Origin of the sequence: Variovorax paradoxus (assembly GCF_030811855.1) — a bacterium.
Taxonomy (GTDB): Bacteria; Pseudomonadota; Gammaproteobacteria; order Burkholderiales; family Burkholderiaceae_C; genus Variovorax; species Variovorax paradoxus_L.
The window spans coordinates 287092-308936 of sequence record NZ_JAUSRN010000001.1; the positions used below are offsets into that span (position 1 = coordinate 287092).

Consider the following 21845-nt stretch of genomic DNA (forward strand, 5'->3'; position numbering starts at 1 on the left):
TCATGCGTTGTCGTATGCAGTCCTTCTCCGTCGGCCCGACCGGCCGGTGGTTCCTGGATAGCATTTCACATCGAGATGCGCAATACAAGGGAAAGCGCAGCCAAGCATGGCCCGCTTCTCAGTCCGGGCACAGTGCCGTGGAAGATTGCCAGGGCGAACTCAGCCCGTCGGCTGCTCGACGTGCGCCTGGCGCCGGTACAGGAAGTCCATCAGCGCGCGCCTGCACTCCGCATAGGTCGGGTCGGTCGCCAGGCTGACGCGATCGCGCGGACGCCCGATGGGGACGTCGAGGATCTCTCCGATCCGTGCCGCGGGACCGTTGGTCATCATGACGATGCGGTCCGCAAGGAGCACCACCTCGTCCACGTCGTGCGTGACCATGACGACGGTGCTTGCGGTTTTCTCGACGATGCCGAGCAGCTCGTCTTGCAACTTGGCGCGCGTGAGCGCGTCGAGCGCGCCGAAGGGCTCGTCCATCAGCAGGACCTGCGGTTCCATCGACAGTGCCCTGGCGATGCCGACGCGCTGCTTCATGCCGCCGGAAATTTCGCTGGGCTTCTTGTGCGCGGCATGCGCCAGGCCGACCATTTCGAGGGCCGCCTGGGTGCGACGATCGACCGCGGAGGCGGACTCCGCACGAAACACGCTGCGCACAGCCATGCGCACGTTGTCGAAGCAGCTGAGCCACGGCAGGAGAGAATGGTTCTGGAACACCATCGCACGTCGAGGTCCGGGCCCTCGGATCACCTCTCCGTCGCACGAGACGGTTCCCGCGGTCGGCGATGCCAGCCCTGCCAGAAGATTGAGCAGCGTGGATTTGCCGCAGCCGGAGTGGCCGATCAGTGCAACGAACTCGCCTCTGCGGATCTCCAGATTGATTTCGCTGAGCGCGGGAAATTCGCCCTTGGGCGTGCTGAAGGTCTGCCGCACACCGCAAACGCGCAGGAACCCGGGCGTGGCGGTCGAGGCAGTCGAAACGGTTGAGAAAGTTGGCCGCAACATCGTCTGCCCTTTCATTCGCGAAAGCTCAGCTGCTTCATCAATGCACCGAGCAACTGGTCGAGCACCAGGCCGACGACACCGATCATCACGATGGCGACGATGATGCTGGAGATCTGCAGGTTGTTCCACTCGTTCCACACGAAGAAACCGATGCCGCTCTGGCCCACCACCATCTCCGCCGCCACGATCACCAGCCAGGCGATGCCGATCGAAATGCGCATGCCCGTGAGGATCATCGGAACCGCCGCCGGAAAGACGATCTTGCGCGCGCGCTCAAAGGGTGTGAGCCCGATCACGCGGCCGACATTGGTCCAGTCCTGGCGCACGCTCGCGGTGCTGTACAGGGTGTTGATCAGGATGGGCCAGATCGAACAGATGAAGATGATGAAGATCGCCGAGGCGCCGCTGTCTTTCAGCGTGTAGAGCGCGAGCGGCATCCAGGCCATCGGGGAGACGGGCCGCAGCAGCTGGATGAAAGGATTCAGCGCCTTGCCCAGCCATGGAACCAGTCCCAGCAAGAAGCCCAGGGGAACGCCGACCAGCACGGCCAAGGCGTAGCCGCTGAACACGCGCCTGAGCGAGTCGAGCAGATGCCAGGCAATGCCCAGGTCGTTCTCGCCGTTGCGACGGAACGGATCCGAAAACAGTTCGCCGGCGCGCTTGATCACGTCGACGGGGGTCGGAATGGCGGAGCGCTCCACGGTGACACCGGGGCTCTTGCCCATCAGCTTGTCGTAGTCGGAAAGCTCCGTCGGTGCGCTGCCGCCGCCGCTGGAGGCGAGTGCCTGCCAGACGGCCAGCAAGAGCAGGCCGATCGCCAAGGTGGCCAGCCAGGAGCGTGAGGTCGAGATCGCGCTCTGCATGATCACGCCTTGCCCAGCGACTTCAGATAGTCGGCCGGACGATCGGAGTCGAAGCTCTTGCCCAGGATGGTTTCCTTGCGGAATCCGACTTCGGGTGCCCTGCCGCCGCGCTCTTCAATGAGGCGCTTTGCATCGGTGGCCAGCATGACTTGGCGGGCGAGACCCTTGTAGTCCAGGTCCTCCTTGATCATGTTCCATCTGCGCATCTGGGTCAGAAGCCACACCGCGCTCGAGTAATGCGGAAAGGGTTGAAAGTCGATGCGGCGCGGCAAGGTCTTCACGTTGCCGAGTCCATCGGCGTACCTGCCGGTGAGGACCTGGTCCACGACCGTTTCGGGCTGATTGAGATATTGGGGCTGGGCAAGGATCTTGGCCATCCCCGCGCGATTGGCAGGCTCGGACACATGCAGGCTCGCTGCGATGATCGCGCGGTAGGCGGCCATGAAGCTGTTCGGATGGGCCTTGATCCAGGCCTCGGTTGCCGTCACCGAGCAACAAGGATGCTCCGGCCAGATCTCGCTCGAGACCAGGTGAATGAAACCCGCACCTTCGTACACGGCGCGCTGGCCGCCCGGCTCGCCGCCGAAGAAGCCGTCGATGTTGCCGACCCGCAGGTTGGAGACGTACTCGGACGGAGGAACGACGCGGTAGGACACGTCCCGGTCCGCGTCCAGCCCTGCCGATGCGAGGTAGTGGCGCAACTGGAGCATCTGGTGGGATTGCTCGAACGGCACGGCAAATCTGAAGCCCTTCCAGTTCTTCGGGTCGCGGTTGTCCTTGTGCTTCATCGCAAGGACCAGCGAATTGCCGTTCTGGTTGAGCACCGTCATCACACGGGCCGGAATGGGAGCGCCGCCGATGCCGGCCGACATGGCCAGCGCAACGGGCATCACCTGCTGGGAGATGTCCAGTTCCCCGGTGACCATCTTGTCGCGGATCAGCGCGATGCCGGCGATTTTCTGCAGGCTCAGTTCCAGCCCCTCGCGCGGGAAGAGTCCAAGCTGCTCCGCATAGATCAGCGGCGTCGCGCAGGTGATGGGCAGGAAGCCGACGGCGAGCCGCTTTTTCTCCGGCGCGCCCTTGCTGTTGCGCTCCTGGGCGACGGCGGCAAGCTGGGTCAGGGGCGTGAGTGCCGTAAGTGCGGCCAGCGCCCCTGCCCTCCCCAGCGTCTTGACGAATGCCCGCCGCAGTCCGCGCTCGGGAAAGAGGCCGTGCAGCATGCCCTGGGCCATGGCGCCGGCCAGCGCATCGTCAGCGTTCGCAGGCTTCTCCGCGAGGCACTCCTCATCGTCACCGTGGGTAATGCCACAGGCGCAGAGGCCGGTGCGGGAAAGGCGAACATACTCATGTGATGGGTCCATGGGCCCTCCAGGTGGGTTGAACGGATCAGGTCCGCGACACGGCAATGGTGAGCATGTTCCGTACAAATAGCCGCTGGGAAATTCACAACCCGCTGTGCGCAGATCCTCCATTGCGCGAGCGGGGGCGGCGCATCCGCACGGAGCGTGCGGCTTGAATCGACGATTGCCATTCGCACGAACTTGCATGGATTGGAAACATTCAAGAGGTTCAGGGACTTCGATCCAGTGGAGCCTGCAAAAACGCACCTCTCATTGCGTTTTTCGAGCATCTGTGCGGCTGTACCCGCAACTATCCTGTGGGCCTCAGCAACGCACAGCGAGTACCTGAAATGAGCTCATTGCCCCGGGTGAAGGTTGCCGCCGCCCACGCAGCGCCGGTGCTGCTCGACAAGACCGCCACGACCGAAAAGGCCGTGTCCATCATCAAGGAGGCCGCCCTTCATGGCGCGCAGGTGATCGCGTTCCCGGAAACCTACATTCCGGCGTTCCCGGTGTGGGCGGCCTTATGGGCGCCGATCTACAACCACGACCTGTTCGAGGCCATGGTCGAGAACAGCGTCTACGTGCCGGGGCCCGAGGTGGCCTTGATTGCCGCGGCCGCCAAGCGCTTTGGGGTGTGCGTGTCGATGGGCATCAGTGAACGCAGCACCGTCAGCGCCGGCTGCATCTGGAACTCGAACATCCTGATCGGCGAGACGGGCGAGTTGCTCAACCATCATCGCAAGCTGGTGCCGACCTTCTACGAGAAGCTGGTTTGGGCGGCGGGCGATGGACAGGGGCTTCGCGTCGCCGAGACCCGCTTCGGGCGCATCGGCGGGCTGATCTGCGGCGAGAACACCAACCCGCTCGCACGCTTCTCGCTCATGGCGCAGGCGGAGCAGATTCATATATCCAGCTGGCCTCCGATGTGGCCCACGCGCAAGCCAACGGGAGGTGGAAACTTCGACAATGTTGCGGCAAACCGCATCCGGGCGTCCGCCCATTCGTTCGAAGCCAAGGCGTTCGGAATCGTCTGCGCGAGCTTCATGGACAAGGCGATGCGTGACTTCCTGGTGGACCGCGATCCGGCGGTGGCAGAAGTGGTCGACGGCACGCCACGCGCCGCATCGATGTTTGTGGACCCTACCGGCACGCAGATCGGCGACACGCTTCAGAACGAGGAAGGGATCGCCTATGCCGAGTTCGACCTGAACAAGTGCATCGAGCCAAAGCAGTTCCATGACGTGGTGGGCTACTACAACCGATTCGACGTCTTCTCGCTCGGAGTCGAACGCCGCCGCCACGAGCCGGTCGCGTGGTCAGGGCCATCCGATCCGCAGTTTCCGCGGCTGCTCGACGATGAGATGACTGCCGGGGTGCTGGATGAGTAGCGCCGATTTCCTGCCACCGCTGCCTGAAGGAGCGGAGCGCTCAGTCGTCATTGGCCGGTCTCCCGGATTCCACCTGAAGCCGCCACCGGCGCCTGCGGCGCTGCGCGACTTCATCACATCCGATGCGCAGCTCTTCGAAACCATCCACATGGAGGCCGTCGACGTCGATGCCAAGCGCTGGCGACTGCAGGTGGACGGGCTCGTCCGCAGGCCTTTCTCGATCGGGCTGGACGGACTCCGGCGGCTTCCATCGGCCTCCGTCACGGCCTTCCACGAGTGCTTTGGCAGCCCCCTGGTGCCGGCCGAAGGCAATCTCTGGCGGGTAGGCAACGTCCGGTGGACGGGTGTGCCGCTGGCTGTGCTGCTCGAGCAAGCGCAGCTCGAGGCGGGTGCCACCCATGTCTGGTCGGACGGCTTGGACAGCGGCGAATTCGGCGGTCGCAAAATGAACCGGTATCGCAAGGATCTGCCGATTTCGAAAGCGCTGTCTCACGAGGTGCTCGTGGCTTACGAGATGAATGGCGCACCCCTGACCCGCGAGCGGGGCGGCCCTGTTCGTCTGGTCGTGCCAGGCTGGTTCGGCACCAACATGACGAAGTGGCTCTGTCGGCTGTCGGTCCAAGGCCGGCGTGCGAACTCCCCCTTCACGACCCTTTGGTACAACCGCGACAGCGAGCATGAAGGCAAAGTCGATCGAGAGCCGGTGTGGGCTGTCGAGCCCAATTCGATGATCACCCACCCGGCACCCGGCGACACCATCTCCACGGATGCTGTGGAAGTCAAGGGCTGGGCCTGGAGCAACATCAGCATCGGCGGCGTGGCGCTCAGCGCTGATGGCGGGGCAACCTGGCAAGAGGCCGAGGTCCGGCCCCGCCGAGAATTCGAATGGCAGCAGTTCGCGGCAACGCTTGCACTACCGCGGACGCCGGGCCTAGTGAGCATCATCGCGAGAGCACGGGACGCCGATGGATCGATGCAGCCATTGAGCGGAGAACGAAGCGCGGCCCACTCGGTCCAGATCCAGCGGGTTCTATCCGGCTCTTGAACGAAAATGTCGGAATTGATGCGCAACGCCAGCGGAGCGAACTGACAAGGCCTGCACGACACATGTACACATCCACCTTCACATTCGCAACAGGCGAGTTCGACGACGAGTTCCATGCCTTGGACAACGTCATTGCACAGCTCGCCAAATCCATCCCCGGCTACCTTGGCGAAGAAAGCTGGGAGAACCCTGCAACAGGACTCGTCTCCAACGTGTACTACTGGAAGACGATGGAGGCGCTCCAGGAACTCATCGGGCACCCTGCACACATCGCTGCAAAGCAGCGCCAGGCGCGTTGGCTCAAGGGTTACCAGGTCGTCATTGCACAGGTTGTCCGCTGCTATGGTGATGGCGGCATTCCGCACCCGCTCGCCGATGGCACCGCGGCCTCACACAGCAGCTGACCGGCAAACACCAAGTCAATCAAAACACTTGACCGGACGCTGCCGTCTTTCTTTTTTACAGCGATCAGGGTTTCGGCGGCTTCACGGCACCGTCCCAGTGCTCGACGATCTTGCCGTTCTCGAGGCGGAACATGTCGAACCAGGTGGTCGTGTACTTTCGAGTTGCGTCCTGCGGTTCGGGGTATTCGCGCACGAAGCTCAGGATCACCGTGTCGCGCTCGGCGACGATCGACACCAGCGGTGCCTTGATGCGAGCCTCTACCGGCAGAGGCGTCGGAGTCCGTCGCGAGATGAATCCCACCATGGCTGCACGGCCGGTGGGCACGTTGGGGTTGTGCTGGATGTAGGACTCGGCAACGTACTTTTCCGCCTGCGTCACCTGGCCCGCCTCGAAGACCTCACGCCAGAAATCGTAGACCAGGCGCTTGTTGGCCCGCAGCACCGGATCAGCGCTCGCCAGGAGCGCCTCCTGGTCGGCGGCCGGCTGAACCGGAACCTGTGCTGCCGCGGCGAGGGGCAAGCCAGCGGCAAGCGCAAAGAGCAGATGTGCGAACAGAGGGTTCTTCATGGATCAAGGCAGTTGTTGAGGGTCTCTGGACCGCAGCCGTTATAGACGATCAGTGCGGCCTTTGTGCTCAAAAAAGGCCGATGAAGAGATTCTGAACACGTCTCAAAGGCCCTCCGGGCATCGCGCGACTTGTACTGGCGGGCGGCGGCCCCGCCACGAGTTGCCGATGTCATATTCCGCTGAACCAGTTGTATCCCTGGTCTTCCCAATAGCCTCCGGGATTCGTGTTGGAAACGAAGATCGCGGCGACGTGCTTCGCGCTCTTGAATCCGAGCTTGGTCGGAACACTCAACCGCAGTGGGAAGCCATTGGACGTCGGCAGCGCTTCGTTGCCAAAGTCGAGCGCAAGCAGCGTCTGCGGGTGCAGCGCGCTGGCCATGTCGAGGCTCGAGTGATAGCGGTCGGCACATTTGAAGCCGACGAAGCGCGCCGACGTGTCCGCGCCGATGCGCTGCAGGAAGGTCTTGAGCGGCACGCCGCGCCAGTCGCCGATGGCGCTCCAGCCCTCGATACAGATATGGCGCGTGATCTGCCGCGCTTGCGGCAGCGTGCGCAGGCGCTCGGCGGTCCACGCCGTCTTGTCGGCGACGAGTCCCGAGACTTCAAGCCGCCAGCTCGACAAGTCGACTTGGGGCGCGTCGAACTCTGGGTAGAACGCGTTGAACGGGAACGGCTTCGTGACCTGGCTTGCCGCATAGGTTGGCGCGAGGCGGCTGCCGCTGAAGAGGCGGGCCTGCACGCGGTCGTTCCAGCGCGACAGCGCCCACAGGACCTTGTCGACCTGGTCGTCGTCCTGCAGGTTGCAGCCCGACAGCATCGAGAGCGCGCCAATCGACAGCGACGAACGAAGCAGCAGCCGTCGCTCGAGGTTCACGATCTGCGTCTTGTGATCGGAGAGCTTGATCATGAGGCGGTACGGTGAGAGGCCCGCGCACGTCCGATGACCATCGGCAGCAGCGTGCGCGGCACGAGGAGGACGAGCAGCAGATGGATCGCGATGAAGCCGACGATGCCGGCCATTGCCGCGAAGTGCACCTTGCGCGCGAAATCGAAGCCACCAAAAAGGCCGGCCAGCCATACCAGTTGCACAGGCTTCCAGATCGCCAGCCCCGATGCGACGACGAGCACACCAAACAGCAGCACGATGACATAGGCGAAGCGCTGCACTGCGTTGTAGCGGCCGACTTCATGCGGGAGCCGTAGCGTCAGCGCACGTCCGGTGTCGCGCAGCAACTCACTGGCGCGAATCGGGAAAAAATCCCGACGGAAGTGGCCGCTGGCGATGCCGTAAAGCATATACAGCAGGCCGTTCGCGACGAGCAGCCACATCGCCGCAAGGTGCCACGCAATGGCGCCACCGAGCCAACCGCCAAGCGTCGTCCAGGCGGGGAACTGGAAGGGCAGGATCGGCGACGCGTTGTAGATCGTCCAACCGCTCATCAGCATGCAGGTCATCGCGAACGCGTTGACCCAGTGGGCGGCGCGCACCGCCAGCGGATGAATCATCGTGCTCTTCATCGTCACATCGGCGGAGTCACGCCGTCCTTGCCTGCAGAGATGAAGTTGGCGGACAGGCTTGAATCGGCTTCCTTCGTCGCGAACAAGACAACTTTGGTGCCCACCGTGAGCAACGAGCGGTCGCCGGGTTCGAGGTTAACGATCGGCACGTCATCCGGCACGACGATCTTCTTCTCGCCGCCCTTGTACTTGAGAGTCAGGGTACGGCCGTTGGTCGCGACGAGGTCGCCGACCGTGCCGTTGGTCATGGTGCTTTTGGGCGCTAAATCCCAGGCGCGGTGACCATCCCCGGTGCCCACCATCGCAGGCGGGAAAACATGCACTTCAAGCGCTTTCAGAGAACCGTCGGGCAGCGGAGTCGCCGCCGTTCCGATGTAGCTGCCGGGCTTGATGTCGCTCACCTTGGCGAGCGTGACCGCGCGAACCTGCGTGTTGCTGTTGATCTTGACCGTCAGGTCTTCGCCGCGGTTGGTGCGGACTTTGATCGCATCGTCGCTGACGGCGGTGATCGCGCCGCGCACACCGACCGGCGGCGGCGTCTGGGCGTGCACGGCGTAACTGGCGCCGAGCAGGCCGGCGCTCATCAAGGTCGGGAGGGCGAAGGTCCGAAGGAGTTTTCCGAATCTGGTGTTCATGAATGAGCCGTAGAGAATGAAGACAGGTCACTCTAGGGATCGCCCGTGCTCATGGGCATGACATTCGGATGACAAAAAAGTCATGAACCGGCGCCGCACCGCGAGAGAGAATGGCAAACACACTCCCATGAGCATCCTTGTTATCGAAGACGACCCGAAGACGGGCGACTACCTGAAGAAGGGCCTGAAGGAAAGCGGCTACGCCGTGGACCTTGCGCGCACCGGAACGGACGGGCTGCACATGGCGCTTGAGCACGCCTACGACCTCGTCGTACTTGACGTGATGCTGCCCGGCATCGACGGCTGGCAGATCATGCAGGCCTTGCGCGACAAGCGGGACCTGCCTGTGCTCTTCCTCACTGCGCGCGACCGCCTGGACGACCGCATCCGCGGCCTTGAACTCGGCGCCGACGACTATCTCGTCAAGCCCTTCTCGTTCATCGAACTGGTACTGCGCATTCGCACGCTGCTGCGCCGGGGTATCGTGCGCGAAGCCGAGTTCTACGAGTTCGCCGATCTGAAGGTTGACGCCCTGCGCCGCAAGGTCACTCGCGAAGGCAAAGAGATTGCGCTGACGAACAAGGAGTTCCTTCTGCTGCAACTGCTGATCAAGCGGCAGAGCGAGGCGCTCTCGCGCACGCTGATCGCCTCCGAAGTGTGGGACATGAACTTCGACAGCGACACCAATGTCGTCGACGTCGCGATCAAGCGCCTTCGCGCGAAGATCGATCAGCCGTTCGAGAAAAAGCTGATCCACACGGTGCGCAGCATCGGCTATTCGTTCGGCGACGCGCCATGAGGTGGCTGCCGCGATCGCTGGCAGTGCGCGCCACCCTGCTGCTTGCCCTGATCACGTGCACGGTCACCGGCATGCTGGGGGCCTACTTTTTTTATTCCGCGCGGTCGGCGATCACCGAGCAGCTGGACACGCGGCTGATCGGTCGCGTTGAGCACTTCCGTCGCCTGGTGGGCAACGTGCAGACGATCGCTGACCTGCACGAGCGGCCGTCGCTGTTCACGGCCATGCTTGGTGCCGAGAGCGATGTGCTGCTGCTGCGCCGCCCCGGCGAGGCGCCTTTCATCGACGTCAACCCCTGCCGTTTTCCGGTGCCCGGCACGCTCGCCGCGGTAGCGGTCGATCGCGATCTGGCGATCGGGAACGTGCTGAACACCCCGACGGCGGATGGCGTGCCGATGCATTGGGTCGCGGCGCTCGCGCGTTCGGGCCGCAATGGCGATGTGGTGGAAGTGGTGGCCGGCCACCCGTTGACCAACGAGGTGAAGATGATTCGCGCCAACCGAGATCGCGTCATCCTCAGCGCCGTGATCGCGATGCTCGCTTCGACCATTCTTGCGTATCTGGTGCTGCGGCACGGCTTAAGGCCGCTGCACCGGGTTGCCGGCAAGGCGGCCTTGATCAACCCGATCAATCTCGCCGTGCGGCTGCCAGAGCATGACGCGCCGCTCGAAGTGCAGCACATGGTCGTCGCGTTCAACGCCATGCTTGACCGCATCGCCACCGGCTATGAGCGTCTTTCGCAGTTCTCGGCCGATCTGGCGCACGAGATCCGCACCCCCGTCGGCGCGCTGATCGGACAGACGCAGGTCGCGCTGCAACGGGCTCGCAGCGCCGATGAGTACCAGCACCTTCTTGAATCGAACCTCGAAGAGCTGAACCGGTTGGGCCAGATTGCGGAGAACATCCTATTCCTCGCGCAAGCCGATCATGCATCGTTGACGATCGAGCGAGCTCCGATTGCGCTGCATGCCGAGCTTGAGAAGATCGCCGAATACTTTGAAGGCCCTGCCGATGAGAACGGGCTTCGGTTCGAAGTGCAAGCAAGCGGTGTGGCCTTCGTCAACGCCGCGCTCTGCCGGCGTGCGGTCAACAACCTTGTCGTGAATGCAGTGCGCCACGGCACACGGGGGACGACCGTGCGGCTGATCGGTGCGCAAGACGGCGACATGGCGAAGATAGCTGTCGAGAACGAAGGGGCGCCGGTCCCGCCCGAACAGCTCGGGCGCCTGTTCGACCGCTTCTACCGAGGCGACGCAGCACGCAGCTACACCGAATCCAACGGCCTCGGGCTTGCGATCGTCAAAGCAATCATGGCGTTGCACGGCGGCGAAGTGTGCGCTTCATGCCCCGCGCCCGGCCTGATTCGGTTCGAGTTGCGCTTTCCCGCGATGAGGGGGTGAGTGCCGCAGGTCCCCTGGCGTCGGCTCCGTCCGTGCCCAGTAAAGGCTGGCAATCGCGCAGCCTAAAAAGGCAAGAGGAACAGTGACCAAAGCAGGCGGATCTATCGGGAACACCGGGCTCGCGTGTCCAAGCACCTTGACCCAGATCGCCGGCCCAAGCACCGTCAGCAGCAGCGAAGACAACAGTCCCACGCTTCCCCCAACCACCGCACCGGTCGCTGTGAGGCGCTTCCAGTAGATCGCAAGAACCAGCACCGGAAATGTCGACGAGCAGGCGATCGAGAACGCCAAGCTGATCATGTACGCGACGTTCTGCCCCTTGAACGCAATGCCGAGCGCAATCGCAAAAAGTCCCAATCCGACTGTGGCCACACGAACGATCCGGATTTCCTCCCGAGCGCCGGCCATCCTGTGCCGAAACAGCGCGCCGTAGATGTCATGACTGATCGCCGAAGCGCCAGACAGAGTCAGGCCAGCAACAACCGCCAGGATGGTGGCGAACGCGACGGCAGAAACCAGCCCGAACATGATCTCGCCGCCAAGGATGTGGGACAGATGCAGCGCAGCCGTATTGCTGCCGCCAATCAACAAGCCTTTCGCGTCCATGTATTCCGGATGCGTGCGAAGCAAAGCAAGTGCGCCGAAGCCGATGATGAAAATCATGGCATAGAAACAGTTCATGAAGATGGTTGCCCAGAGAACCGACGTGCGCGCAGCCTTGGCATCGGGCACGGTGAAGAAGCGCATGAGCACATGAGGCAGGCCTGCGGTACCAAGCATCAGCGCAATACCGAGCGAAAGCCCTGACAGCGGATCCTTGGCAAAAGACGTCGGCGAGAGGATTGCGTCCTTTCCTGGATGCACCTCGACCGCCTTGCGCAGCAAGGCGCTCATGCTGAAGCCAAACTGCTTCCACACAAGGAACGTGATTGCCGCTCCAACGCCGAGCATCAACACGGCCTTGATGATCTGAACCCACGTCGTGGCCATCATTCCACCAAAGACGACGTACAGCACCATCAACACACCGACCAGCACGATGGCGAGGTTGTAGTCGATGCCGAAGAGCAATTGAATCAGCTGCCCGGCGCCCACCATCTGGGCGATGAGGTAGAACGCGACAATGATCAGCGAGGCGCACGCGGAAAACACCCGTATGGCACTGCCACTGAGCCTTGAGCAAACGACGTCGGTGAAGGTGTATTTCCCCAGCTGGCGAAGCTTTCCCGCCATCAGGAACACCACGATCGGCAAGCCCGTCGTGTAGCCAATGGCGTAGATCAGGCCGTCGAACCCGCTCGAGAAGACCAGCGCGGTCAAGCCGAGAAATGCGCCAGCGGACAAGGCATCGCCGGTGATCGCCAGTCCGTTCTGGAATCCGGAGATGCGTCCTCCCGCCGCGTAGAAGTCGCTGGTCGATGACGTGCGGCGTGCTGCCCACCATGTGATGGCGAGCGTGATCGAAATGACAGAGAGGAAAAGAAATACAGAGGTTGCGGAGGGAGAGCCAATGGCTCCTCCCGCCGCCAATGCATGGGTCGCCGAAGCCGAAGCTGCGAACGCAGCAATCAATTTCTTCATATCAGACATCCATCCGATTGGTTCGAACAACGTAGATGACGGTCAACACGATCCCGCACAGGATCACAAGCAGACCGAAGGCGAATGCGAAAGGGATGTCGAGCACAGGCACCGCGAATGCCATTCCTCTCGCGTTGAAACAGCACATCAGCACAAACGTAAAGTAGACAAGAACCTGCACGGCGGTGAGCGCCAGGCCGAAGCCCAGCGATTCGCCGCCTCCATCGTTGAGGTCGCGACGCATGAAAATCTCCGTCAAATTGATTCGATCCGGGCGCAACCATATCGATGCGCTCGAGGTGGAAGAAACGATTAATTTCGATGAGACCGATCCGTTGTCCAGATGCCAGATGAAGGTGCATTGCTTGCACCAAGGCGGACGGCCTCGTGGGCTCTGAGCTAGAGCGCCCCTGTCAGGAACTGGGCCTCCCCAAGGCCGAAGGACCAGTCCGCGTCCTTGTTCTCAACGAGGCTGACCACCACGTCTTCCGCGCGCAGGCCGCAGTCCCTGTGCAGGTTGGCGACGAGCAGTCGGTAGAAGTCTCTCTTCTGCATGTCGGATCGGGGCCGGGTGACAACGGTCAGCAGCACCACGCTGTTCGAGCGCGGGAGATTCAGCCCTGTGTCGTGGATCACGAGTTCATTCGGTCGATGCTGCGTCACACATTGATAGCGGTCGGAGAGCGGCACCTTGAACGCTTCCACCATCGCCACGTGTGCGCTGTCGAGGAGCGCTCGCAGCTGCTCGTCGTCTCGTCCTTGAATGACGTCGAACTTCAAGAGTGGCATTTGCAATGCCTCTCAGATGCAGCGTTGCGTGTTGTTGATGATCTCGTGCGCTTGCCGGGCGGTGCGGCGCACGACATCGGCCGCCGACGGGATGTCGTCGATCAGGCCAATGGCCTGTCCCACGGTGACGTTCGCGCAGTCATAGTCGCCGGACTCATGGGCCGCCTCGACGGCGCGCAGTTCCGATTCACGCAGGCCCCGAAGCGCCTCTTCGTTCCCGTGCCAGCGATGAATGAAGTCGTTGCGCATGAGGCGGCCGGTGTATTCCTTCGGCCAGGCCTTTCCGCGCACGATGTCATACACGGAGGTGCGAATCGTCTGCGAGCCGCGCGCCTGCGTCACGCGCGCCTTGGCGTTGGCGTGAATAAGGGCCTCTTGGGTTGCCCAGAAGCGGCTGCCCATCAAGACGCCGTCGGCACCCAGCATCAATGCCGCCGCCAGGCCGCGTCCGTCTGCGATGCCTCCAGCGGCAAGCAGGATCGTTTCCGGACTTTTCGCAGCGAGGTAGTCGGCGACTTCCGGCACGAAGGTCATCGTGGTTTGCCGGTCGAAGCCGTGCCCCCCCGCCTCCGTTCCCTGCGCCACGACGACAGCCGCGCCGACGTCGAGTGCGCGCTGCACGTGCTCGAGCGTCTGCACTTGGCAGATCAGCGGAATTTTCGCCGCATGCACCCTTGCGGCGAAAGGCTCGGGATCGGAGAACGAGAGCATCAGGCATCGGGGCCGGCGCGCCAGCGCCCTGTCGAGCAGCGACACATCCCGCGCCATCGACCAGGTGATGAAGCCGCAGCCAATGGACGCATCGCCAGCCAGGGCGAATTCACGCTCCAGGACGTCGTGACTTCCGTATCCACCGCCCAGGAGGCCGAGTGCGCCGGCATTCGACACCGCCGCGGCGAGCGCGCCGCCGGAGGCAGGGTCCATGGGCGCAAGAGCGATGGGATGTTGCAGGTCGAACTTTTCGGTGAAGCGGTTGGTGAGCATGGGTCTCCTCGACATGGGGTGGTGGAAGGCCCGGATGCTAGGAAGCTGATCGAATCCTGAGAAACGATTTGTTTTGATGCTGGCAATCTATAGAACAGATTGCTTGCCGGTCGTTCTGGCGACGACGTCGGTGCCTCGTCCTTCCGATGCACTTAGGGCTAACCATGGGCTAGATCCGACCAAAACTGCCTACGATGCCCAACGGTGGGGCGCATTCGCACCAACTTGCTCGGCACGCCCGGCTTTTTGCAGGTACGCATCTTGCGGAAGCTGCTTGCTGATTGAATCGTCAGCTATTTCGATCTGATCTGGAGATGCATATGGAAGTTGGCGATCTCACGACGTTCGCAGCAGTGGCTCGCTGCGCGGGCATCACCAAGGCGGCAAAGGAACTTCACACGGTCCAGTCCAACGTCACCAGTCGCATCAAGGCGCTCGAGGACGAGGTGGGTGTGCCGCTGTTCGAACGCCACAGCCGCGGCGTCGCCCTCACCAGCGCTGGCATGCGCCTGTTGCCTTACGCCTCTCGTGCGGTGGCACTGCTGCAGGAAGCTACGGCCAACGCACGCGACGACGGCCAGGCCAGAGGGCCGCTGGTGATCGGCTCCATGGAGACAACCATCGCGGTGCGTCTGCCGGAAATCCTGGGTCAGTTCAACGCCCGCCATCCGGCCGTCGAGCTGGTCGTGCGCACCGGGCCCACGGCCGAGCTGATCCAGAGCGTCATCGACAACGAGGTGGACGGCGCATTTGTTGCGGGGCCGATCGATCACCCCCGGCTGAAGGCCGAGAAGATCTTCGATGAGGAACTGGTCCTGGTCACGTCGCGGCGCTGGCCCAACCTCGCGGCTCTGCGCAATGAGGCCGCGCCGCTGACCGCACTCATGTTCCGGGCGGGCTGCTCATACCGTCAGCGCCTCGAGCAGTTGCTCGTCCAGCTCGGTCGTCCGTCCTATCGGCGGCTCGAGTTCGGGACGCTGGAGGGCATTCTGGGCTGCGTCGGCGCCGACGTCGGCGTTACCCTGCTTCCTCGGTATGTGGTCGCACGGTCGTTTGCACACGAACGCCTGGTCGTGCACGAAATCGATGCCTCGATCTCCCGGGCGCCAACGCTGCTCGTCACACGTCGAGACGCCTTCGAGTCAACCGCGATGCGGATGTTTCGGGAGTGCCTGGCGCGTCCCGCACTGCGCCAGCTTGGCGATTTTCCGGTGAGCAACATGTTTGAGCCGGTGGCTGCTCAGTGAACGAGTTGGGCTCTACTTCGCCGTGGGCATCACGAACTCGGCACCCTTGCCGATGCTCTCGGGCCAGCGCTGCATGATCGACTTCTGCTTGGTGTAGAAGCGAACACCTTCCTCGCCGTAGGCATGCATGTCGCCGAAGAGCGAGCGCTTCCAGCCGCCGAAGCCGTGCCATGCCATCGGCACGGGGATCGGCACGTTGATGCCGACCATGCCCACCTGGATGCGGCGGCTGAACTCGCGTGCCACGTTGCCGTCGCGCGTGAAGCAGCTCACGCCGTTGCCAAACTCATGGTCGTTGACCAGGTCGACCGCGTCCTTGAAGTTGGCCACGCGCACGCAAGAGAGCACGGGGCCGAAGATTTCTTCCTTGTAGATGCGCATCTCGGGCGTGACATGGTCGAACAGCGTGCCGCCCATCCAGAAGCCATCGCCGCAGCCGGCGCCTGCCTTGCTGCCATCGAACTGGCGGCCATCGACCAGCAGCTTTGCGCCTTCTTTTTCGCCCTGGGCGATGTAGCCCGTGATGCGCTCATGCGCCGCGCGCGTGACGATCGGGCCCATCTCGGCCGCCAGGTTCTCGCCGTCGAGCACCTGGAGCGTCTTCGTGCGTTCGACGAGCTTGGGAATGATCTTGTCGGCCACGTCGCCCACCAGCACCGCCACGCTGATCGCCATGCAGCGCTCGCCGGCCGAGCCGTAGCCGGCGCCGATCAGCGCATCCACCGTCTGGTCGATGTCGGCATCGGGCATGACCACCATGTGGTTCTTCGCGCCGCCGAGCGCCTGCACGCGCTTGCCGTTGCGGGCGCCGGTTTCGTAGATGTAGTTGGCAATGGGCGTGGAGCCGACGAAGCTGATGGCCTTGACGTCGGGGTGCTCGAGCAGCGCATCGACCGCGGCCTTGTCGCCCTGCACCACGTTGAACACGCCATCGGGCAGACCCGCTTGCTTGAACAAATCGGCGAGCAGCAGCGAGGGCGTCGGATCGGTGGGACTTGGCTTGAGCACGAACGTATTGCCCGCGGCAATGGCCACCGGGAACATCCAGCACGGCACCATCACCGGGAAGTTGAAGGGCGTGATGCCCGCCACCACGCCGAGCGGCTGGCGCAGCGTCCAGTTGTCGATGCCGGTGGAGACCTGGTCGGTGAAGTCGCCCTTGAGCAGCTGCGGAATGCCGCAGGCGAACTCGACGATGTCGATGCCGCGCGAGACCTCGCCCTGCGCGTCAGTGAATACCTTGCCGTGCTCGAAGGTAATCGCATGCGCCAGCTCATCCCTGTTCTTGTTGAGCAGCTCCAGGAACTTGAACAGCACTCGCGCGCGACGGATCGGTGGCGTGTCGGACCACTTGGGAAACGCAGCCTGGGCAGCAGCCACCGCCGCGTCGACGTCGGTGCGGTTGGCCAATGCCACTCGGCCGGTTACCCATCCCGTGGCGGGGTTGCTCACCTCCTGGGTACGGGTCGACGTACCTGCGACAACAGTGCCGCCGATGAAGTGGTTGATAGTGGAAATACTCATGAATGTCCTCATGGAAAACTGAAGAGGTCTCCGTCACTTCGCAGCGTCATGCATCAATGCGTTTCGGCGAGGGCGTCATGAAGGGCCTCCACGAGGCGATCGATCTCCGCCTTCTCCGAGATAAACGGCGGTGCAAGCTGGATGGAATCCGCGCCCTGACGCACATAGAAGCCTTTGCTCCAGCACGCCCTGGCAATGTCGTAGGGCCGCCGGCCAGGCGCGTCGGGGGTGGCAGCTATGCCGATGCCAGCAGCCAATCCAAAGTTGCGGATATCGATGACATGCTTCGCCTGGGCAAGTGAATGCACCGCATCTTCGAAGTAGGGAGCCAAGGCCGCCGCTCGAGCAACGATCTCGTCGTTCACAATCACGTCAAGCGTCGCGATCCCTGCCGCGCAAGCGACCGGATGGGCCGAATAGGTATAACCGTGAGGAAACTCGACCGCAAAGTCAGGGGACGCCACTCCCATGAAAGTATCGTAGACGTTACCCGAGGCAACAACAGCGGCCAATGGCTGTGCGCCATTCGTCACCTGCTTGGCGATGGTCATCATGTCCGGCACAACCCCGAATGCTTCCGCACCCGTCATCGCGCCAAGACGGCCGAATCCGGTGATGACCTCGTCGAAGATCAACAGGATGTCGTGCGCCGTGCAGATCTCCCGCAGCCGCTGCAGATAACCCTTGGGCGGCAGGATCACGCCGGCGGAACCGGAGATCGGCTCGACGATCACTGCGGCAATGTTCGACGCATCATGCAAGGCGATCAGGTCGATCAGTTCGTTGGCAAGCTCGGCGCCATCCTGAGGTAGCCCGCGAACAAAGGCGTTGCTTGCAAGCTGTGTGTGAGCAAGATGGTCAGCGTCGACACCGGGGCCAAAGAGCTTGCGGTTGCCGCCGAGGCCGCCAACAGATATCCCCCCGAAATTGACCCCGTGATAGCCCTTTTGCCGACCGATGAAGCGGGTCTTGGTTCCTTGCCCCCGCAGGCGCCAGTAGGCACGTGCCAGCTTCAGCGCGGTATCCACAGCCTCCGATCCGGAGCTGGTGAAGAACACATGGTCCAGCCCTTGCGGCATGAGCGCCTTGATCTTGTTCGCGAGCTCGAATTGGGCAGGATGACCGTGCTGGAAAGCAGGCGAGTAATCCAGCTTCGCAATCTGCTTGGAGACTGCTTCGGAGATTTCGTCTCGGCCGTGCCCCAACCCCGAGCACCACAGACCTGAGAGCCCATCGAAGATCTTCCGGCCATCCATATCCGTGAAGTACGCTCCCTTGGCTTCAACGATGACCCGGGGCGATTCCTTGAACTGGCGATTGCCGGTGAATGGCATCCAGCAGGCGTCGATCCATTGCGGATCCAGGCTGAGGGACGGTTGTTGACGCTTTTCTTGAAAAGAATGCATGGCTGCTTCCAGTTGAAGATGTGAATTCCGTTGATCAGGTCGCGCCGACGCTGAGGTATCGATCCTTGACGGCATCGTCGGCCAAGAACTGCGCGTTGCTGCCCTGGTACACGATCGTTCCTTGCTCGATCACATAGTGCCGATCAGCGAGCTGGGTGCAGACTTCGAGGTTCTGTTCCACCAGCAGAACTGCGACGCCGGCACGCCGGATCTCCTTGAGCTGGGCAACGATCTCTTCGACAATGACCGGGGCCAGTCCCTCGACCGGCTCATCCAGCATCAGAAGCCTGGGGTTGTTGAGCAGTGCGCGTCCGATCGAGAGCATCTGCTGCTCCCCACCGGAGAGCTGCCCTCCCCCGTTCTTTCGGCGCTCGCGCAGGCGCGGAAAGATCTTGTAGATGTCGGTCAGCGACCATGGAGAACCTCGGCGCTGACCGAGCAGGAGGTTTTCTTCGACCGACAGCAGCTTGAAGATTCCTCGATCTTCGGGCACCAGGCAAACACCGCGGGAAGCGATCTGGTGAGAAGGCAAGTCTTGCAACTCGACGCCTCCAAACACGATCTTGCCGCCCGTGGCGCGAACAGCGCCGGCGATCGTCTTGAGCGTGGTGGACTTGCCGGCCCCATTGCGGCCGAGCAGGGTTACCAGTTCGCCGTTGCCGATCTGAAGGTCAACGCCTTGCAGGATGTGACTTTTGCCATAGTGGCTATGCAACCGATCCAGGCGAAGAATCATTTGCGGCCTCCGGTGATCATGCTTCCGAGATAGGCGGTTCGCACGCGTTCGTCATCACGCACCGACTGAGGCGTTCCCTCGACCAGCACCCGTCCCTGCTGCATCACCGTCACTGTGTGCGATATGTCCATGACGATTCCCATGTTGTGCTCGATCAAAACGACGGTGTAGTCGCGCCCCAGATCGGCGATCAGCGTCTTCATATCGTCCAGATCGTCGATCCCCATGCCGGAGGTGGGTTCGTCCAGAAAGATGGCTTTGGGCTCGGCCGCCAGGGCCATGCCGACCTCCAATCGACGCTGCTGACCATGCGACAGGGAACCAGCCGCTGTACGCTCCTGATTCCGCAGACCAAGGCGCTCGATCACTCGGTCTACCATCTCTGCGCAAGACCAGCGGCCCTGCGGTGAACGCCAGAGATTGAACGCCCTTCTTGCGTTCACGCCCTGCGCCGCAAGGCGCAAGTTCTCGCGCACTGTCAGCGTGGGGAACAGGCTCGTGACCTGGAACGATCTGGCCATGCCCCTGCGCACGCGGACGTGGCCGGGTTCACGGGTGACGTCCTGGCCATCGAAGGCAATGCTGCCACCGGTCACACCCAGCGTGCCGGTGAGCATGTGGAACAGTGTCGTCTTGCCGGCACCGTTGGGGCCGATGACGGAGTGCACCGTGTTGCGTTTCACGCGCAGGTCCACGCCGCCAAGGGCCACGAACTTGCCGTAGTGCTTGGTAACCTGCCGTGCTTCCAGAAGGAATTCCGTGCTCATACCTGCTTCTCCTCGACTCGGATTTCACCGGTCCGCTTGAACCGCGCCGTCAAGGCGAGAAAGCCGTCTTCGATGAGGCCCCACAAGCCGCGCTGCATGCCCAGGCTGATGACCACGAGCAGCACGCCCAGCAACATCAGCCAGCGCGGCCACAGTGTCGACAGCCAATCGGCCGCAAGCACGTAGAACAGGGCACCGATCAACGAAGCGGCCAGATTGCCGGCACCACCGATCACCGTCATCACGAGGATCATTTCACTCACGTGAAATTCGGCGTTCGCGAGTGGTGCGACGCCGACCATCATCGCGTTGAGTGCGCCGGCCAGCGCGGTCACCGCACCCGAGAGCACGAAAGCGAGCAGTTTGAAGCGCGGTACGTTGTAGCCAATGGCGCTGGCGCGCACCTCGTTGTCGCGGATTGCCAGCAACGTGCGCCCGAAGATCGATGTCGTCACCCGGTGCAGAGCGACGAAGACCAACAGGAAGATGACCGCCACCATCGCATAGAACTGCCACGCCGTGGTGTTGTCCCAGAGAACCACTCCGAACGCAGACACCGGCGGTCTCGGAATGTTGAGCAGCCCGTTGTCGCCCCCCGTCAGGGATGGAACGCTATAGGCCAGAAAGTAGAACATCTGCGCGAAGGCAAGCGTCAGCATGACGAAGTAGGTCCCCTTCTGTCGAATCGACACGATCCCGACCAGCCCCGCGGCGAGGCCACCAAGAATGATCGAGGCAACCAGCGCAAGGGGCATGGGCAGCCCGGTGCGAGTCAGCATGAGGCCGATCGTGTAGCTTCCGAGTCCGAAGAAAATGCCCTGCCCGAAGGACAGCAGGCCGGTATAGCCCAGCAGCAGATTGCATCCCAGAACAGCCAGCGCGTAGATGAGGATCTCGCTGGCCAAGGAGCCTGAACTCAACAGAAGCGGCAGTGCCACAACTACGCCAAGAGCAACTGCGATATCGATGTTTCGGCGCATGGTTCAGGCTCCCTTTCCAAGCAGGCCATTGGGGCGCAGCAGCAGAACCGCAGCCATGGCAACGTAGATCATCAGACGGGCACCCTCAGGCCAAAGGGTGCTCATCACGCTCTGCACTACGCCGATGAGAATGCCGCCGACGAGTGCTCCCGTGAAACTTCCCAGGCCACCGACTACCACGACAACGAACGCGACAGCGAGCGCCTCGATCCCCATGAATGGTTCGACACCCCGGATGGGCGCCGCAAGGACACCCGCAATCGCCGCCGTCGCCGCACCGAGAGCGAAAACCAGACTGAAGAGACGAAAGACGTTGATGCCGAGCAGCGAGACCATCTCGGGCGACTCGCTCCCGGCGCGCACCGCACTGCCCAGGCGAGTGCCTTCGAGCACCCACCAAAGCAATACCGCCAAACCGGCTGTCACTCCGATCACGAAGAGCCGGTACTTGGGATAGATGAAGTCGCCCCACATGACCACACCCTCCAGGCTCGGCGGAACCGCCACGCTGTCACCCAGCGGTCCCCATTGCACGATGACCAGTTCCTGGATGATCAGCGCGACGCCCACCGTGATGAGGATATGGAACTCGTGCGGCTTGGCGTAGATATGCCGCAGCAGGGTCTTCTCGGCAACCCACCCAACGGCCGCGACGAAGAGCGGAACCACGAGCAAGGCGGCCCAGAAGCTCATTCCTTGCCTGACGGCCTCGAAGCAAAAATATGCCCCCAGCAGATAGAAAACGCCGTGGGCAAAATTGACGAATCGGAGCAAGCCGAAGACGATGGACAGCCCAACGGCCAGCAGGAAGTACAACATTCCTATTCCGATGCCGTTGACAGTCTGCAGAAGGTAAACACTCATAT

Annotated in this window: 23 protein-coding genes; 6 read left to right on the plus strand and 17 right to left on the minus strand. The window is 62.6% G+C overall.

Annotation, left to right across the window (positions count from 1 at the left end; translation table 11 throughout):
* Positions 1-159: 159 nt before the first annotated feature.
* Genes J2X92_RS01560 through J2X92_RS01570 form a run of 3 tightly spaced genes read right to left on the minus strand, consistent with a single transcriptional unit; the run spans position 160 to position 3226 of the window.
* On the minus strand, positions 160-1002 hold the full coding sequence (locus J2X92_RS01560) for an ABC transporter ATP-binding protein (RefSeq protein WP_307572838.1): 843 nt from the start codon (positions 1000-1002) through the stop codon (positions 160-162).
* Between the two features lie 11 nt (positions 1003-1013).
* Positions 1014-1865 carry a nitrate ABC transporter permease gene (gene ntrB, locus J2X92_RS01565; protein ID WP_307572840.1) on the minus strand — a complete coding sequence of 284 codons (852 nt, stop codon included), beginning with the start codon at positions 1863-1865 and terminating at the stop codon, positions 1014-1016.
* Positions 1866-1867: 2 nt separating this feature from the next.
* Entirely contained in the window at positions 1868-3226 is a 1359-nt protein-coding gene (locus tag J2X92_RS01570) for a CmpA/NrtA family ABC transporter substrate-binding protein (RefSeq protein WP_307572842.1), read from the minus strand.
* Between the two features lie 329 nt (positions 3227-3555).
* Between J2X92_RS01570 and J2X92_RS01575 the strand changes: the two genes are divergently transcribed.
* The 3 genes from J2X92_RS01575 (at position 3556) to J2X92_RS01585 (ending at position 6045) form a co-directional block, all read left to right on the plus strand.
* Complete coding sequence (locus J2X92_RS01575) at positions 3556-4596, plus strand: carbon-nitrogen hydrolase family protein (RefSeq protein WP_307573818.1); 1041 nt, start codon at positions 3556-3558, stop codon at positions 4594-4596.
* Complete coding sequence (locus tag J2X92_RS01580) at positions 4589-5641, plus strand: molybdopterin-dependent oxidoreductase (protein WP_307572844.1); 1053 nt, start codon at positions 4589-4591, stop codon at positions 5639-5641. The genes J2X92_RS01575 and J2X92_RS01580 overlap by 8 nt, the downstream gene beginning before the upstream one ends.
* Before the next feature lie 62 nt (positions 5642-5703).
* Positions 5704-6045 carry an antibiotic biosynthesis monooxygenase family protein gene (locus J2X92_RS01585; protein WP_307572846.1) on the plus strand — a complete coding sequence of 114 codons (342 nt, stop codon included), beginning with the start codon at positions 5704-5706 and terminating at the stop codon, positions 6043-6045.
* Between the two features lie 64 nt (positions 6046-6109).
* Here the strand turns inward: J2X92_RS01585 and J2X92_RS01590 are convergent, their stop codons facing one another.
* The 4 genes from J2X92_RS01590 to J2X92_RS01605 all read right to left on the minus strand — a co-directional run bounded on the left by J2X92_RS01590 (position 6110) and on the right by J2X92_RS01605 (position 8766).
* Positions 6110-6613 (minus strand): nuclear transport factor 2 family protein, encoded by a 504-nt coding sequence (locus J2X92_RS01590; RefSeq protein WP_307572848.1) that lies wholly within the window; start codon positions 6611-6613, stop codon positions 6110-6112.
* Between the two features lie 169 nt (positions 6614-6782).
* On the minus strand, positions 6783-7520 hold the full coding sequence (locus tag J2X92_RS01595) for a molybdopterin-dependent oxidoreductase (RefSeq protein WP_307572850.1): 738 nt from the start codon (positions 7518-7520) through the stop codon (positions 6783-6785).
* Positions 7517-8119, minus strand: a complete 603-nt coding sequence (locus J2X92_RS01600) for a cytochrome b/b6 domain-containing protein (RefSeq protein ID WP_307572852.1) — start codon at positions 8117-8119, stop codon at positions 7517-7519. The genes J2X92_RS01595 and J2X92_RS01600 overlap by 4 nt, the downstream gene beginning before the upstream one ends.
* 14 nt (positions 8120-8133) lie before the next feature.
* Positions 8134-8766 (minus strand): DUF5666 domain-containing protein, encoded by a 633-nt coding sequence (locus J2X92_RS01605; RefSeq protein WP_307572854.1) that lies wholly within the window; start codon positions 8764-8766, stop codon positions 8134-8136.
* 127 nt (positions 8767-8893) lie between these two features.
* Between J2X92_RS01605 and J2X92_RS01610 the strand changes: the two genes are divergently transcribed.
* Together J2X92_RS01610 and J2X92_RS01615 are read left to right on the plus strand one after the other, a co-directional pair.
* A complete protein-coding gene (locus J2X92_RS01610) occupies positions 8894-9565 on the plus strand; it encodes a heavy metal response regulator transcription factor (protein WP_307572856.1) in 672 nt (223 codons plus the stop codon).
* Positions 9562-10965 (plus strand): heavy metal sensor histidine kinase, encoded by a 1404-nt coding sequence (locus tag J2X92_RS01615; protein ID WP_307572857.1) that lies wholly within the window; start codon positions 9562-9564, stop codon positions 10963-10965. Before J2X92_RS01610 ends, J2X92_RS01615 begins: the two co-directional genes overlap by 4 nt.
* Here the strand turns inward: J2X92_RS01615 and J2X92_RS01620 are convergent.
* From J2X92_RS01620 to J2X92_RS01635, 4 genes are all read right to left on the minus strand, one after another.
* Entirely contained in the window at positions 10906-12546 is a 1641-nt protein-coding gene (locus tag J2X92_RS01620; protein WP_307572859.1) for a sodium:solute symporter family transporter, read from the minus strand. The genes J2X92_RS01615 and J2X92_RS01620 overlap by 60 nt on opposite strands.
* Position 12547: 1 nt before the next feature.
* Positions 12548-12790 carry a DUF485 domain-containing protein gene (locus J2X92_RS01625; protein ID WP_307572861.1) on the minus strand — a complete coding sequence of 81 codons (243 nt, stop codon included), beginning with the start codon at positions 12788-12790 and terminating at the stop codon, positions 12548-12550.
* A gap of 155 nt (positions 12791-12945) precedes the next feature.
* A complete protein-coding gene (locus J2X92_RS01630; protein ID WP_307572862.1) occupies positions 12946-13335 on the minus strand; it encodes a tautomerase family protein in 390 nt (129 codons plus the stop codon).
* Positions 13336-13347: 12 nt separating this feature from the next.
* A complete protein-coding gene (locus J2X92_RS01635; protein ID WP_307572864.1) occupies positions 13348-14319 on the minus strand; it encodes an NAD(P)H-dependent flavin oxidoreductase in 972 nt (323 codons plus the stop codon).
* A 320-nt stretch (positions 14320-14639) separates the two neighbouring features.
* Here J2X92_RS01635 and J2X92_RS01640 point away from each other — a divergent pair, with 320 nt between their 5' ends.
* Complete coding sequence (locus tag J2X92_RS01640) at positions 14640-15566, plus strand: LysR family transcriptional regulator (protein ID WP_307572865.1); 927 nt, start codon at positions 14640-14642, stop codon at positions 15564-15566.
* Between the two features lie 12 nt (positions 15567-15578).
* Here the strand turns inward: J2X92_RS01640 and J2X92_RS01645 are convergent, their stop codons facing one another.
* Genes J2X92_RS01645 through J2X92_RS01670 form a run of 6 tightly spaced genes read right to left on the minus strand, consistent with a single transcriptional unit; the run spans position 15579 to position 21843 of the window.
* Positions 15579-17090 carry a CoA-acylating methylmalonate-semialdehyde dehydrogenase gene (locus tag J2X92_RS01645; protein ID WP_307572867.1) on the minus strand — a complete coding sequence of 504 codons (1512 nt, stop codon included), beginning with the start codon at positions 17088-17090 and terminating at the stop codon, positions 15579-15581.
* 53 nt (positions 17091-17143) lie between these two features.
* A complete protein-coding gene (locus tag J2X92_RS01650; protein WP_307572869.1) occupies positions 17144-18496 on the minus strand; it encodes an aspartate aminotransferase family protein in 1353 nt (450 codons plus the stop codon).
* Positions 18497-18530: 34 nt separating this feature from the next.
* Entirely contained in the window at positions 18531-19232 is a 702-nt protein-coding gene (locus J2X92_RS01655) for an ABC transporter ATP-binding protein (protein ID WP_307572871.1), read from the minus strand.
* The gene (locus J2X92_RS01660) at positions 19229-19999 is read right to left on the minus strand and encodes an ABC transporter ATP-binding protein (protein WP_307572873.1); all 771 of its coding nucleotides are present in this window, start codon (positions 19997-19999) and stop codon (positions 19229-19231) included. The genes J2X92_RS01655 and J2X92_RS01660 overlap by 4 nt, the downstream gene beginning before the upstream one ends.
* Positions 19996-20979 (minus strand): branched-chain amino acid ABC transporter permease, encoded by a 984-nt coding sequence (locus J2X92_RS01665; protein WP_307572875.1) that lies wholly within the window; start codon positions 20977-20979, stop codon positions 19996-19998. Before J2X92_RS01665 ends, J2X92_RS01660 begins: the two co-directional genes overlap by 4 nt.
* A gap of 3 nt (positions 20980-20982) precedes the next feature.
* Entirely contained in the window at positions 20983-21843 is an 861-nt protein-coding gene (locus J2X92_RS01670) for a branched-chain amino acid ABC transporter permease (protein WP_307572876.1), read from the minus strand.
* Between the last annotated feature and the right edge of the window lie 2 nt (positions 21844-21845).

What these genes read in the sequence shown, in the direction of transcription:
- J2X92_RS01660 (WP_307572873.1), bottom strand. Translation starts at nt 19,999, where the DNA reads ATGAGCACGGAATTCCTTCTGGAAGCACGGCAGGTTACCAAGCACTAC.
- ntrB (WP_307572840.1), bottom strand. Translation starts at nt 1,865, where the DNA reads ATGCAGAGCGCGATCTCGACCTCACGCTCCTGGCTGGCCACCTTGGCG.
- J2X92_RS01620 (WP_307572859.1), bottom strand. Translation starts at nt 12,546, where the DNA reads ATGAAGAAATTGATTGCTGCGTTCGCAGCTTCGGCTTCGGCGACCCAT.
- J2X92_RS01670 (WP_307572876.1), bottom strand. Translation starts at nt 21,843, where the DNA reads ATGAGTGTTTACCTTCTGCAGACTGTCAACGGCATCGGAATAGGAATG.
- J2X92_RS01635 (WP_307572864.1), bottom strand. Translation starts at nt 14,319, where the DNA reads ATGCTCACCAACCGCTTCACCGAAAAGTTCGACCTGCAACATCCCATC.
- J2X92_RS01655 (WP_307572871.1), bottom strand. Translation starts at nt 19,232, where the DNA reads ATGATTCTTCGCCTGGATCGGTTGCATAGCCACTATGGCAAAAGTCAC.
- J2X92_RS01615 (WP_307572857.1), top strand. Translation starts at nt 9,562, where the DNA reads ATGAGGTGGCTGCCGCGATCGCTGGCAGTGCGCGCCACCCTGCTGCTT.
- J2X92_RS01585 (WP_307572846.1), top strand. Translation starts at nt 5,704, where the DNA reads ATGTACACATCCACCTTCACATTCGCAACAGGCGAGTTCGACGACGAG.
- J2X92_RS01610 (WP_307572856.1), top strand. Translation starts at nt 8,894, where the DNA reads ATGAGCATCCTTGTTATCGAAGACGACCCGAAGACGGGCGACTACCTG.
- J2X92_RS01640 (WP_307572865.1), top strand. Translation starts at nt 14,640, where the DNA reads ATGGAAGTTGGCGATCTCACGACGTTCGCAGCAGTGGCTCGCTGCGCG.
- J2X92_RS01600 (WP_307572852.1), bottom strand. Translation starts at nt 8,119, where the DNA reads ATGATTCATCCGCTGGCGGTGCGCGCCGCCCACTGGGTCAACGCGTTC.
- J2X92_RS01570 (WP_307572842.1), bottom strand. Translation starts at nt 3,226, where the DNA reads ATGGACCCATCACATGAGTATGTTCGCCTTTCCCGCACCGGCCTCTGC.
- J2X92_RS01665 (WP_307572875.1), bottom strand. Translation starts at nt 20,979, where the DNA reads ATGCGCCGAAACATCGATATCGCAGTTGCTCTTGGCGTAGTTGTGGCA.
- J2X92_RS01625 (WP_307572861.1), bottom strand. Translation starts at nt 12,790, where the DNA reads ATGCGTCGCGACCTCAACGATGGAGGCGGCGAATCGCTGGGCTTCGGC.
- J2X92_RS01630 (WP_307572862.1), bottom strand. Translation starts at nt 13,335, where the DNA reads ATGCCACTCTTGAAGTTCGACGTCATTCAAGGACGAGACGACGAGCAG.
- J2X92_RS01605 (WP_307572854.1), bottom strand. Translation starts at nt 8,766, where the DNA reads ATGAACACCAGATTCGGAAAACTCCTTCGGACCTTCGCCCTCCCGACC.
- J2X92_RS01575 (WP_307573818.1), top strand. Translation starts at nt 3,556, where the DNA reads ATGAGCTCATTGCCCCGGGTGAAGGTTGCCGCCGCCCACGCAGCGCCG.
- J2X92_RS01645 (WP_307572867.1), bottom strand. Translation starts at nt 17,090, where the DNA reads ATGAGTATTTCCACTATCAACCACTTCATCGGCGGCACTGTTGTCGCA.
- J2X92_RS01650 (WP_307572869.1), bottom strand. Translation starts at nt 18,496, where the DNA reads ATGCATTCTTTTCAAGAAAAGCGTCAACAACCGTCCCTCAGCCTGGAT.
- J2X92_RS01590 (WP_307572848.1), bottom strand. Translation starts at nt 6,613, where the DNA reads ATGAAGAACCCTCTGTTCGCACATCTGCTCTTTGCGCTTGCCGCTGGC.
- J2X92_RS01580 (WP_307572844.1), top strand. Translation starts at nt 4,589, where the DNA reads ATGAGTAGCGCCGATTTCCTGCCACCGCTGCCTGAAGGAGCGGAGCGC.
- J2X92_RS01560 (WP_307572838.1), bottom strand. Translation starts at nt 1,002, where the DNA reads ATGTTGCGGCCAACTTTCTCAACCGTTTCGACTGCCTCGACCGCCACG.
- J2X92_RS01595 (WP_307572850.1), bottom strand. Translation starts at nt 7,520, where the DNA reads ATGATCAAGCTCTCCGATCACAAGACGCAGATCGTGAACCTCGAGCGA.